The 12,011-nt window shown below is 28.8% G+C and carries 12 protein-coding genes, 4 tRNA genes and 1 pseudogene; 4 read left to right on the top strand and 13 right to left on the bottom strand.

Annotation, left to right across the window (positions count from 1 at the left end; all coding sequences use genetic code 11):
- Positions 1-183: 183 nt before the first annotated feature.
- From KO488_RS08860 to KO488_RS08830, 7 genes and pseudogenes are all read right to left on the bottom strand, one after another.
- Positions 184-960, bottom strand: a complete 777-nt coding sequence (locus KO488_RS08860) for an IclR family transcriptional regulator domain-containing protein (protein ID WP_216058441.1) — start codon at positions 958-960, stop codon at positions 184-186.
- Positions 961-1,921: 961 nt separating this feature from the next.
- Positions 1,922-2,140, bottom strand: coding sequence for a HipA N-terminal domain-containing protein (locus KO488_RS08855; RefSeq protein WP_216058440.1), 219 nt, complete (start codon positions 2,138-2,140; stop codon positions 1,922-1,924).
- Positions 2,141-2,342: 202 nt separating this feature from the next.
- Complete coding sequence (locus tag KO488_RS08850; protein ID WP_216058439.1) at positions 2,343-2,672, bottom strand: EAL domain-containing protein; 330 nt, start codon at positions 2,670-2,672, stop codon at positions 2,343-2,345.
- Positions 2,673-2,722: 50 nt separating this feature from the next.
- Positions 2,723-2,938, bottom strand: a pseudogene (locus tag KO488_RS15505) (hypothetical protein); the annotation flags it as partial.
- 37 nt (positions 2,939-2,975) lie between these two features.
- Positions 2,976-3,599 (bottom strand): methyl-accepting chemotaxis protein, encoded by a 624-nt coding sequence (locus KO488_RS15500; RefSeq protein ID WP_416276516.1) that lies wholly within the window; start codon positions 3,597-3,599, stop codon positions 2,976-2,978.
- Between the two features lie 932 nt (positions 3,600-4,531).
- Complete coding sequence (locus KO488_RS08835) at positions 4,532-5,311, bottom strand: enoyl-CoA hydratase-related protein (protein WP_216058437.1); 780 nt, start codon at positions 5,309-5,311, stop codon at positions 4,532-4,534.
- A gap of 24 nt (positions 5,312-5,335) precedes the next feature.
- The gene (locus KO488_RS08830) at positions 5,336-5,680 is read right to left on the bottom strand and encodes a winged helix-turn-helix transcriptional regulator (protein WP_216058436.1); all 345 of its coding nucleotides are present in this window, start codon (positions 5,678-5,680) and stop codon (positions 5,336-5,338) included.
- Between the two features lie 122 nt (positions 5,681-5,802).
- Between KO488_RS08830 and KO488_RS08825 the strand changes: the two genes are divergently transcribed.
- From KO488_RS08825 to KO488_RS08815, 3 genes are all read left to right on the top strand, one after another.
- The gene (locus KO488_RS08825) at positions 5,803-6,783 is read left to right on the top strand and encodes a YhdH/YhfP family quinone oxidoreductase (protein ID WP_216058435.1); all 981 of its coding nucleotides are present in this window, start codon (positions 5,803-5,805) and stop codon (positions 6,781-6,783) included.
- 107 nt (positions 6,784-6,890) lie between these two features.
- Positions 6,891-7,232 carry a hypothetical protein gene (locus KO488_RS08820; protein WP_216058434.1) on the top strand — a complete coding sequence of 114 codons (342 nt, stop codon included), beginning with the start codon at positions 6,891-6,893 and terminating at the stop codon, positions 7,230-7,232.
- 9 nt (positions 7,233-7,241) lie between these two features.
- Positions 7,242-7,439: a hypothetical protein gene (locus KO488_RS08815; RefSeq protein WP_216058433.1), complete on the top strand. Its 198-nt coding sequence runs from the start codon at positions 7,242-7,244 to the stop codon at positions 7,437-7,439.
- Between the two features lie 13 nt (positions 7,440-7,452).
- Here the strand turns inward: KO488_RS08815 and KO488_RS08810 are convergent.
- The 4 genes from KO488_RS08810 to KO488_RS08795 all read right to left on the bottom strand — a co-directional run bounded on the left by KO488_RS08810 (position 7,453) and on the right by KO488_RS08795 (position 7,828).
- Positions 7,453-7,530 (bottom strand) — tRNA-Thr (locus KO488_RS08810).
- A gap of 38 nt (positions 7,531-7,568) precedes the next feature.
- Positions 7,569-7,645: transfer RNA gene (locus KO488_RS08805), tRNA-Met, on the bottom strand.
- Between the two features lie 14 nt (positions 7,646-7,659).
- A tRNA-Met gene (locus KO488_RS08800) sits at positions 7,660-7,736 on the bottom strand.
- A 17-nt stretch (positions 7,737-7,753) separates the two neighbouring features.
- Positions 7,754-7,828, bottom strand: a tRNA-Gln gene (locus tag KO488_RS08795).
- Positions 7,829-7,947: 119 nt separating this feature from the next.
- Between KO488_RS08795 and KO488_RS08790 the strand changes: the two genes are divergently transcribed.
- Positions 7,948-8,979, top strand: coding sequence for a bifunctional 3,4-dihydroxy-2-butanone 4-phosphate synthase/GTP cyclohydrolase II (locus KO488_RS08790; protein ID WP_216058432.1), 1,032 nt, complete (start codon positions 7,948-7,950; stop codon positions 8,977-8,979).
- Between the two features lie 91 nt (positions 8,980-9,070).
- On the opposite strand, the gene pckA is transcribed toward KO488_RS08790, so the two are convergent.
- Together pckA and KO488_RS08780 are read right to left on the bottom strand one after the other, a co-directional pair.
- A complete protein-coding gene (gene pckA, locus KO488_RS08785) occupies positions 9,071-10,651 on the bottom strand; it encodes a phosphoenolpyruvate carboxykinase (ATP) (RefSeq protein WP_216058431.1) in 1,581 nt (526 codons plus the stop codon).
- A 28-nt stretch (positions 10,652-10,679) separates the two neighbouring features.
- Complete coding sequence (locus KO488_RS08780) at positions 10,680-12,002, bottom strand: sodium ion-translocating decarboxylase subunit beta (protein WP_216058430.1); 1,323 nt, start codon at positions 12,000-12,002, stop codon at positions 10,680-10,682.
- Positions 12,003-12,011 lie beyond the last annotated feature (9 nt).

Below are 12,011 nucleotides of genomic sequence, written 5' to 3'. Positions count from 1 at the left end.
AAGAGGGTCTTTCTATTTTATTAAATAATGAATTGACTTAAAATATTGATTTTTTTTGTTGTATAATTTTTATCCAAAAGATAGTTAAATGGTAAAAGAGAGTTATATATAGATTTAATTTTAATTAATTCGATTAATCTTTATTCACTAGATTAAAGTATTAAAAAAGGATATTTTTAAGAATTAGTTTTTTAAAAGGACTATCGCTTCTGTGGCTAAATTTGCTTTTTCTATCAGTAGAGGCAATACATATTCTTTTAAATATTTAGCATTATCTTCACTCATAAATGTACCAATAGACATACAGCCTAAAATTCTATGCTGTGAATTATAGATTGGAACAGCAATTGATAAAAGACCATTTTCTAATTCTTCTTCCACAACTTGATAGGATTGATTACGTTCAGATTTAATTTTTTCAAAGAGTTTTTTAGGATCTATAATTGTTTTAGAAGTGTATTTCTTTAAAGGTGTTTTTGATATATATTCATATAGTTCTTTGTCATTCATTTCAGCCATGAATAATCTGCCAGTTGCTGTATAAGCTGCTGGTAATTTACCACCAACATCAACACCACCTCTTAGTATAGTAGAAGAATTTACACGCATGATACAAGTGATATTTTCTCCATCTAAAATAGAAATTGCACATGATAATTTACATTCATTTACAATTATTCTAACATATTTATTTGCAATATCAGTCCAAAATAATGAAGAAAAATAACTATAACCTAAATTTATAATTCTAGGAGTAAGAGAAAAAACTTTTCCATTTTGAGATGCATACCCTAATGATTCAAGAGATAATAAAAACCTTCTAGCAGCTGAACGTGTGATATTAACTTTTTTTGCAACTTCTGTTAACGTCATGTTAGGATTCTCATGGTCAAATGCCTCAATAACGCTCAATCCTTTTAAAAATGAAGTCGCGATATCTTTATTAATTTTTTCTTCCAATCTAATCTCCTATAAAAAAATTATTATAGTAAAAAAAGCCTTTCAGTAAACTCAATTATTTTCCAATATGAAGTTAAAACTTATTTAAAATAATATAATATCTTTATCTGTTATAGAATAGATAATTTAAAATATTCCCAAGTTGATTAGAAAACTCTACTATTAAAAGGTCTGAAAACTATTTTTAAAAGATAATCATAAGGTGTTAAACCTATTTGTAAAATCAATAATGGATAACTTTGCTGAATTATAAAAAATATCTATGGAAAATTTAGTACTAATTAAAAAATATATATAAAACTGCTACTTTTTTTATTCTCCAAATATGTTGAATTATAAAATAACTACAACAATTTTAATCAAAGTTAGAATGACTTTTGATTTAATAATCTGTTAACAGAAAATAGGACACAAAATTCAGAACAGCTTCTTCCTCAACCTCTTATATATGGAATACGAAGTACTCAAGCAAATTTTCGTGTTCCACAAAGTGTTCAAAAAGTAAAAACTACAAAATTCCATAAACTATAAAGAATTTTGGAACAAATAGTTATATTTTTGATACCCATATAGAGTAGTTTTAACAGAAGCACCTTTTATTTTCTCACACTCTGTATTCGTTTTAAGTTATGAGTTTTCTAAACTGTCAATAAACTGATTCTATATTATTTGTTGTGTAAATAACTCTGAGTATATCTTCTGGATATTTTGATTCCAACTTTTCTTCAATTCTGTCTAATTCAATTTCAGCTTCTAAAAATTCTTGTACATCTGGCTGTTCTTGTTGAAATTACTTGATTTCTTATTTAGTTTTAATAATAGTTTCTTTGCATTCTTCAAGTATTAAATTGTATTCACTATTTGATAGTGCACAACTTTGTTTAGGAAAGGTTTTATAAGTTTTTACCATCACTAAGTCTTAGGGTAGGGATGTCGTTTTTTAGATAAATAGTAGTAGTAATTACATCATAAATTGGAGCAAGAGATGAATTCTCAAAGTCATTATCATTTGAAAAATAGGGTGAAGCTTTTTACTATTCCAACTAGCACTTCTAATTGGCATAGTAGGACTTACAACATCATTTGCTGATTCTTTATAGTTAAAAACATATTGTTCATTTTCAAAAGATAAAGTTCCACTATGGGTTTTATTAATAAATACTTTTAAATCATTGTTCATCTTGAAGCTCCTCTAATGTTTTAGGCCTTCCTTTTAAACGCAATAAAAACTCTTGTCCTAGTAAATCTAAAACTACTTCAACTTTTTTTATACCAACTTCATCTATAAAACCATTTTCAATTTTAGAAATAGTTCTTTTTGTAATACCTGAATAATCTAATCCTATCTCATCGACATATATCCTTTAGAGCGAATAAAGAGGCTAGTTAATAAATCTCTGTAGTTTTCTTAAATATAAACCTTGTAAAAAATCTACACCTAAATTTTTAACAGTTTTAAAAACTTCTTCTGAATGAACATATTCAGCTACTGTTTTTGCCTTTAACTCTTTAGACATACTTATTATACTTTTTACTATCATTTTAGATTCTACAGAGGTATCAATGTCTTTTATTAAAGAGCCATCAATTTTAATAATCTCTGGTTTTAATTTCAATATATTTTCCATAATTGCAATTTTACATCCATATTCTCTTACTGTTGAAGCTAACTCTTCTACAATAGAAAACTCTTTTATGCAAATTAAATGCATCATTCTTCAAAAATAGAATCTCATCAACTAATTTACTTTGTTCTTCTTCTCTATATGCAATAGTTAATATATCTAAAAAAAAGACTCAAATACCAATCTTTAATCCCTATTTCATGTCTTTTTAAAATTTCATTATTGTGTAGAAACATTTTTGCATGATCAAACTCAAAAATAAACTCATAAAATCCTTTTAGTAATTCTTCTGTATATTTAGAAGTGATATATTTTATATCATTTAATACTTTTGCATCGCTGTCATTAAATTTATAGTGCTTTAATACTTTTCGACTTTAAATCCATTTTCTATTTTACCTGAACACATCTGTTACAAGAAATACTATCTTTTCCCTCAAAATCTTTCTCGTTTGCAGTATCAACAATAGTATTGGCAATAAGTGAAGTTTTCTCTGCGATACTATTTGCTTGAGATGAAACTTCAGTATTAGCTTGAATTTGTTCTTCTAAAATTCTCACTGCATCATTAATCTTAACAATACCTATTTGCTGTTCTTTTGAAGTATTTGCCACATCATTTATAATATCAATCGTTTTATCTATATCTGTATTTAAACAGCTGTATCCTTCTATCATATCATTTGCTATTGTTTTACCTTCATTTGTTTTTAGATTTGCTGACGCAACAAGATGTTTGATTTCTTTTGCTGCTTCAGTACTTTTATTTGCAAGATTTCTTACCTCTTGAGCTACAACGGCAAATCCTTTACCAGCTTCACCAGCAGTTGCGGCCTCAACAGCAGCATTAAGTGAAAGTATATTTGTTTGAAAAGCAATTTGATCAATAACAGAGATTGAGTCTTTAATAGCACTAACTTGTTCATTTATTTCATCCATTGCATAGTTTGTTTTAAATGCCAATTCTTGTCCTTCTTTTGCAGAGTTAATAACCGCAGTTGCAAGTCCTGACATTTCTGTTGTCTGCATTGATGTTTTAGTTACATTTTGTGTAATTTCATTTAATACAATTGCTGTATTTTTTAAACTAATTGCTGCAGCATTTGAAGATTTATTTAATTTATCTACATTACCTAATAATATTTCAGATGAATCTTGTAGTGTTACTCCATTAGTTTTATTCTCTAATAACATTTGCGTAATTGCTTCTTTTAACTTATTTATAGCACTTACTAAAAGCTTTAATTCACTATCTTGAGTTATTCCATTAAGAGATAACTCCTCTATATACTTATAATTTGTATATTTATCTAATATATTATTTATTGAAGAAAAGTGTTGTTTTGTTTCAATAATCATATCATTTACACTTTCTTTAAACTCTTCTAATGATGGATTTGATGTTTTAGATTTAATAATATCAGTGTATTTACCATGCTTAACTTTACTCATAACTAATTTTGCCTCTTGAATTAAAAGTGATTCTTCTTTTTCCTTAGCAAGAAGTTGTTTTTCTCTTTTATCTATAACATCTTTAATTTCGCAATACTCACTTGACATTGATGTATTAATTTCTAATGTTACATCTTTATTATCCATATTTTTTAAAAATTTGATTAATTCTTTTGATAAGTGATTTCCATTTTTTCTTTCATCTAATTCATGGACAATTAATGCTAATGCTATTATTATTTGAATCAATTGGGAAATTGAATTTTCTGTAAAAAAAATTGCATTTATGGGAAGAAGAATTATTCCAATTAAATGTACTATGGTCATTCTTAAATATAATGATTTTAATTTAAACATATGTAGCTCCTATTATTTAGAAATAGGAGTTTATTTAAATAAGGAAGAATTTAACTTGATTCGAATCAATATAGGATAAGAGTTATCCTATATAATTATTTTATTTAATAACAATTATTAAATAGCTATTATTTATATTATTTATTTATAAACTTTGCTTTTCTCTTTTCAATAAATGCATTCATTCCTTCTGTTTTATCTTCTAAATTAAATGTTGTATAAAAATACTTTCTTTCACTTTCTAATCCAGCTTGAAGTGTTGTTTCATATGCATTATTAATAGATTCTTTTATTAATCTTACTATAGGTTGAGACATTCTAGAAATCTTTTCAGCCATTAATATAGCTTCTTCTAAAACTGTTCCTTCTTTAAAAACATCGGCAACCAAATTATAATTTTTTGCTTCCTGAGCATTTATCATATCACCAGTTAAACACATTTGCATAGCTTTAGATTTTCCAATTATACGAACAAGTCTTTGAGTTCCTCCAATTCCTGGCATAGTACCCAATTTTATTTCAGGTTGTCCAAACTTTGCACTTGTATCACAAATAATTATGTCACACATTAAAGCTAATTCACAGCCACCACCAAGTGCTACACCTGAGACAGCAGCAATTATTGGTTTTTTATGTTTTTCCAAAGCCTGCCAATTTTTTGTTATATATTCACTAGTATAAGCAGTTACAAAATCTAATTCAGATAATTCTTTTATATCTGCACCTGCTGCAAAAACTTTATCTCCACCTGTTAATACAATTGCACCAATATTATTATCTTCTTCAAATTTCTTAACTGCATCTGAAACTTCACTTATTAAAGCAGATGATAATGCATTATAAGCCTTAGGTCTATTTAAAGTAATTAATCCAACACTAGTATTTTTCTTTTCAACAAGGATATTTTTATATTTCATTTGTTTTCCTTTCTTAAATAATATTTATGTGTGTTCATTTTTATGAATTTCACCCCATAAATAAAGTTGTTTTATTATAGGTTTTAAAGTTTCACCATATTTGGTTAAAGAATATTCAACCTTTGGTGGTACTACAGGATAAACTTCACGATGAACAATTCCATCTTTTTCTAACTCTCTTAATTTTTGTATTAACATCTTTTGAGTTGTTCTTGGAAGTGATTTTTGTAATTCATTAAATCTTTTAGTTTCAGCTCTTAAATACCATAAAATAAGTATTTTCCACTTACCTGCTAATACATCAAGTGCTGTTTCTACAGGACATTTTTCTATTTTTTCTTCAATATTTTGATTAATCTTTTTTGTCATTTTAAACTCCATAGTATCTTTTTAGTAAGTATGTATCTTATTAGTAAGTTCTTGCTCATTAGTTATATTTTAGCTAAAATTTCAGCATAAGTAAATAAAATTATAAAATTATTGGAGATAAAATGAAAGCATATATAGTAGAGAAATTAGAAGATAGAAAATTCAAATCAGGTGTTCAAGATATTGAAGTTCCAAATATTGAAGATAATGAAGTATTAATAAAAGTAACTTACTCATCTTTAAATTTTAAAGATGCATTAAGTTCAGTTGGAAATCCAGGTGTAACAAGAGTTTTTCCGCATGTAACTGGTATTGATGTAACTGGTTCAATTGAAGAATCAAATTCAAGTAATTTTGCTAAAGGTGATAAAGTTTTAGTTACAGGTTATGATATGGGTATGAATACAAATGGTGGACATGCTGAATATGTTAAAGTTCCAGCATCATGGGTTGCTAAAATGCCAAAAGGTATTTCAGATAAAGAAATTATGACGTATGGAACAGCAGGTCTTACAGCTGCTTTATCAATAAATGAATTACTTTCTAATGGTGTTACATCAGGGGATATACTAGTTACAGGTGCTACAGGTGGTGTTGGATCAATTTCAGTTTCAATTTTAAATAAATTAGGTTTTAATGTAATAGCTATTTCGGGAAAAGAAGAAAAAATTCCTTTCTTAAAAGAAATTGGTGCTAATGAAGTTATTTTAAGAAATGATTTTAATGAACAATCTATAAAACCAATGATGGGTGAGAAATATGCTGGTGTAATTGATACAGTAGGTGGTGAGATATTAGCAAATGCTTTAAAATATATTAAATATGATGGTGTTGCAACTTGTTGTGGATTAACTTCATCTCATGAATTAAATACAAATGTATTCCCTTTTATTTTAAGAGGAGTAAGATTAATTGGTATTGATTCAGTTGAAGCTAAAATTGAAAAGAAAATTGCAGCGTGGGAAAAAATTGCTAGTGATTTTAAAGTAGATACAGTAGAAAACCTTACAAATGAAATAGGGCTTAATGAAATTAAAGAAGCTTATGCCAAATTACTTGAAGGAAAGGCAGTAGGTAGATATTTAGTAAAAATAGTAGATTAAGAATAGTAATATATAAGTAGTATAAAGATATAATTCCTCATATTAATACATAAAAAACTAAGAAATCAAACTAACTTTATGATTTTGATAATAAAAAGGAATGTAGAGTGAAAAAAAGCTTATTAACTATATCACTAGTTGCTGCAGCATTATTTATAAATGGTTGTGAAGAAAAACAAAACAAAATAAATAGATACTTACAAAACTGGACAGGTGTAAATGGTGTTATGGAAGTTTATGCCGGCGAAAAACTAATAAAAAGATTTATAAAAATTGATAAACTTTCAACTGCTCTTTCAACAGATGGAACAGAATCAAGAGCATATAGATATGGTTATGGTATTTTAGACGAAAATCTTAACTCAAAAAAAGATGCAAATGAGAAAAAAGTTTATTTTGAAGTTTCTGATTATTCTACATATGTATTCTTTGAAAATCCAAATCAATAGGCTAATTAAATGAAAAAATATTTATTTTTAATTTTATGTTCATTGTTTTTTTCATCATGTGCTACATGGACAGGAATAAAGCAAGATACTTCAACAGCATGGGAAGTTATTAAAGACTTGTCTTCACAATCATGGGAAGCTACAAAAGATACTTCATCAAGCATTTATAATGGAACAAAAGAAACAACTGATGAATTAATGAAATAAAAGTTTTGATTAGTGGAGCTGGTGAAGGGACTTGAACCCCCGACCTGCTGATTACAAATCAGCTGCTCTAGCCAAGCTGAGCTACACCAGCATAAATTCTAAAAATAAGAATTAAGTGTATAAATAAAGTGGTGTCAAGAGAGGGACTCGAACCCTCGACCTCCGGCTTATGAGACCAGCGCTCTAGCCAGCTGAGCTACCTTGACTTAACACATTTAATTGGTTGCGGAAACCGGATTTGAACCAGTGACCTTCGGGTTATGAGCCCGACGAGCTACCGTGCTGCTCTATTCCGCGATCAATAAATCTACTTATGGATGGGGTAGAAGGATTCGAACCTTCGAATGACGGCACCAAAAGCCGTTGCCTTACCACTTGGCGATACCCCAATCGTTTAAGTGCCGAAATTATAGTAAAAAAGCATATTTTTGTCAAGAGCTTTTAGATTAAATTTCAATATTTTTGATATAATAATAAAAATATTAAATACTATAGAAAAAGAAGAAAAATGAATGCAATACAAAGAGTAAAAGAAGCAATTATAGAGATTCAAAAAGGTAATATGGTTATTATGCTTGATGATGAAGATAGAGAAAATGAGGGTGATTTAGTTTATGCGGCGGCATTAAGTACTCCTGAAAAAGTAAATTTTATGGCAACTCATGCCAAAGGTTTAATTTGTGTATCAGTTACAAAAGAAACTGCAAATAAATTAGATTTAAATCCAATGGTTAGTTCAAACACATCATCTTATGAAACTGCATTTACGGTATCTGTTGATGCAGTTAATGCTTTAACTGGAATTAGTGCAGGGGAGAGAGACGACACTATTAGAATTTTAGCTAATCCTATTTCAAAAGCACAAGAACTAGTACGTCCTGGACATATATTCCCATTAATTGCAAAAGATGGTGGAGTACTTGTTAGAACTGGTCATACTGAAGGAAGTGTTGATTTATGTAAATTAGCAGGATTAAATGGTGAAGCTGTAATTTGTGAAATCATGAAAGAAGATGGAACAATGGCTAGACGTGATGATTTAGATATTTTTGCTAAAAAACATACTATGAAACAAATTTATATTTCTGATTTAGTTGAATATCGATTATCACATGAAAATCTTGTAGAAAATATTTCTAGAGAAGAGATTACATTCTTTGGATCTAAAGCTATAAAAAAAGAGTTTGAAGATCATATTGGAAATATTCATACTGTAATTGTATTTGGAGAGTTAAGTGAAGTTACACATGTTAAGTTTCATACAACAATTCCTGATATAAAACTGTTTTTAAATGATGAGAAACTTCATTCAATGTTAAAAACTATTAATTTCCTTCAATCAAAAAGTGGAATATTAATATTTTTAAGTGATGATATGCAATCAAAAGAATCTCAAAAAGATTATGGAATAGGTGCACAAATACTTAATTCATTAAATATCAAACAAATCAAACTTATGACAAGTGGTGGAAAACATTCATTTGTTGGATTAAATGGCTTTGGTTTAGAAATAATTGAAGAAATACAAATAGAGTGTTAATAACTCTATTTGTCTATTTATAAGTTAAAAAAAAAGGAGTGAAATCTAATTCACTCCTCTCAACAGTAAACTTTATTAGAAAAAATGTATCTTATAAAGTTGGTCCTGCAGCTGTGAAATCATATTCACTTTCTAAAGTTAAGTATTTTTTAAAGTTTTCAATATACATACCAGCTAATTTCTTAGTAGTCTCATCATATTCAGATTTATCAGCCCATGTATTTCTAGGATTTAAAACTTCTGTTTCAACACCAACTAGTGTTTTTGGAATTTTTAAATTAAAAACTGGTAACGTTTCGAACTCAGAATTTTCTATTGAACCATCAAGGATTCCATTAATACAAGCTCTAGTATTTTTAATACTCATTCTTTTTCCAACACCATAAGCTCCACCTGTCCATCCTGTATTAACAAAATAAACATTTACATTATGTCTGTCAATTTTTTGACCTAAAAGTTCAGCATAAACTGTAGGATTTAAAGGTAAAAATGCTTCTCCAAAACAAGAAGAGAATGTAGCAACTGGTTCAGTAATACCTCTTTCAGTTCCTGCAACTTTTGCAGTATATCCACTTAAGAAGTAATACATTGCTTGTTGTTTATCAAGTTTTGCAACAGGAGGAAGTACACCAAATGCATCAGCACATAAGAAGATAATATTCGTAGGGTGTCCACCTTTCATATCAGGTGTATGATTTTCAATATGATTTAAAGGATAAGAAACTCTAGTGTTTTCTGTTTTTGAACCATCAGAATAATCAACAACACCATTTTCGTCATAAACAACATTTTCTAAAATAGCACCTTTTTTGATAGCACCAAAGATTTCTGGCTCAGAATCTTTATCAAGATTAATAACTTTAGCATAACAACCACCTTCGAAGTTGAATACACCATTATCATCCCAACCATGTTCATCATCACCAATTAAAGCTCTTTTAGGATCTGTTGAAAGTGTAGTTTTACCAGTTCCTGATAATCCAAAGAATAAAGCAGTATCACCATCTTCTCCTATATTAGCAGAACAATGCATTGCTAATTTACCATCTAATGGTAACCAGTAATTCATCATAGAGAAAACGCCTTTTTTCATTTCACCTGCATACCAAGTTCCACCAATCATTGCAATGTTTTCTTCAACATTAAATACTACATAAACTTCTGAATGTAAGTTATGACTAGCATAAGCCATATCAACTGTTTTACAAGCATTATAAATTGTAAAATCTGGTACAAAGTTATCTAACTCTTCTTGAGTTTCTGGAACTATAAACATATTTCTAATAAAATGTGCTTGCCAAGCAACTTCAGTAATAAATCTAACAGATTTTCTTGAGTCTAATGATGCACCACAATATACATCTGTTACATATAAATCTTTATTACTTAATTGTTTTTTTGAAGTAATTAATAACTCTTCATAAACTTCAGTAGATACTTTTTTGTTAATATCTCCCCAAGCAATAAATTTATTTGATGGATCTTGATTAACAAAAAACTTATCTTTTGGACTTCTACCTGTAAAAATACCTGTATCTATCATAAGGGCACCAGTTGAAGATATTTTTGCACCTTCATTTTCTACTGCGTGATTCATTAATGTATCTACATCAAGATTTCTTCTAACCATTCCAACATTTTCTAAACCTAAAGAGTCTTTAATTTCAGACATAATTTAATTCTTCCTACTTAATTAATTTTTATTTAAATATTGATAAAAGTACACCCGCTGCAACGGCTGATCCAATTACTCCAGCAACATTAGGACCCATCGCATGCATTAATAAAATGTTCGATGAGTCATACTGTTGGCCTTCTTTACTTACAACCCTAGCTGCCATTGGAACTGCTGATACACCAGCGGCTCCAATTAAAGGGTTGATTTGATTTTCTTTTGAACTTAACATGTTCATAATTTTTGCCATTATAATACCCATAGCAGTACCTGCTGCAAATGCTAATAGTCCAATTGCCATAATACCCATAGTTTCTGCAACTAAAAATGATTCAGATGCTAATTTAGAACCAACACCTAATCCTAAGAATATTGTTACAATATTAATTAAAGCATTTTGCATTGTATCAGAAAGTCTATCAACAACTCCTGATTCTTTTGCAAAATTTCCAAAACAAAGTGCACCAATAAGAGGTGAGGCATCAGGTAAAATTAATAAACTTAAAGTTAAAACAACTAGTGGGAAAACCATTTTCTCTAGTTTTGAAACTTTTCTTGTTGATTTCATTCTTATTTTTCGCTCAGCATCACTAGTTAACGCTCTCATAATTGGAGGTTGGATAACTGGTACTAAAGCCATATAAGAATAAGCTGCAACTGCAATTGCACCTAATAATTCAGGGGCTAAAGCAGAGGCTATGAAAATTGATGTTGGACCATCAGCCCCACCAATAATCGAAATAGCTGCTGCTTGTTGTAATGTAAATTCAATTCCTGGAACATATTGAGAAAGCACAACTGCTCCAACTAATGAACCAAAAATACCAAATTGTGCAGCACCACCAAGTAATGCCGTTTTAGGATTAGCTAATAATGGACCAAAATCTGTCATTGCTCCAACACCCATAAAAATAAGTAATGGGAAAAACTCATTTGCAATACCCATATTATAAATAATACCTAACATTCCCTCTGGTGCAGCAATATTAGCAATTGGAATATTTGCTAAAATACCACCAAATCCAATAGGAATTAGCAGTAGAGGTTCAAAACCTTTTTTGATTGCAAGATAAAATAGTAGAAAACATATGATAATCATAATTACTCTACCGCCACTTTGTGCAAATATACTCATTTCTTTACCATGAGCATCTTTTACACCTTCTTCAGGACTAATTAATGCATTTAATCCAGTTGTTTGATAAAATGACCCAACAAGTTGAGACATACTTTTAGATTCGTATTCTTTTGTTTCTGTATTATCAGCTACATGTGCAGATGATGCAAATACATTAAAAGATAAAATACTTATCAATAAAAAGATAGAAATAAATAAACTTTTTTTCATTATTGCTCC

It is taken from the genome of Poseidonibacter lekithochrous (assembly GCF_018861145.1).
Lineage (GTDB): Bacteria > Campylobacterota > Campylobacteria > Campylobacterales > Arcobacteraceae > Poseidonibacter > Poseidonibacter lekithochrous_A.
The sequence above is the reverse complement of the archived record's forward strand: the minus strand, read 5'-3'. Positions and strand labels throughout refer to the sequence as shown.

Excerpts from the sequence above, each read along its gene's own strand:
- KO488_RS08790 (WP_216058432.1), top strand. The coding sequence starts at position 7,948 with ATGAATGCAATACAAAGAGTAAAAGAAGCAATTATAGAGATTCAAAAA.
- KO488_RS08855 (WP_216058440.1), bottom strand. The coding sequence starts at position 2,140 with ATGAACAATGATTTAAAAGTATTTATTAATAAAACCCATAGTGGAACT.
- KO488_RS08780 (WP_216058430.1), bottom strand. The coding sequence starts at position 12,002 with ATGAAAAAAAGTTTATTTATTTCTATCTTTTTATTGATAAGTATTTTA.
- KO488_RS15500 (WP_416276516.1), bottom strand. The coding sequence starts at position 3,599 with ATGTCAGGACTTGCAACTGCGGTTATTAACTCTGCAAAAGAAGGACAA.
- KO488_RS08815 (WP_216058433.1), top strand. The coding sequence starts at position 7,242 with ATGAAAAAATATTTATTTTTAATTTTATGTTCATTGTTTTTTTCATCA.
- KO488_RS08825 (WP_216058435.1), top strand. The coding sequence starts at position 5,803 with ATGAAAGCATATATAGTAGAGAAATTAGAAGATAGAAAATTCAAATCA.
- pckA (WP_216058431.1), bottom strand. The coding sequence starts at position 10,651 with ATGTCTGAAATTAAAGACTCTTTAGGTTTAGAAAATGTTGGAATGGTT.
- KO488_RS08850 (WP_216058439.1), bottom strand. The coding sequence starts at position 2,672 with ATGCATTTAATTTGCATAAAAGAGTTTTCTATTGTAGAAGAGTTAGCT.
- KO488_RS08830 (WP_216058436.1), bottom strand. The coding sequence starts at position 5,680 with ATGACAAAAAAGATTAATCAAAATATTGAAGAAAAAATAGAAAAATGT.
- KO488_RS08835 (WP_216058437.1), bottom strand. The coding sequence starts at position 5,311 with ATGAAATATAAAAATATCCTTGTTGAAAAGAAAAATACTAGTGTTGGA.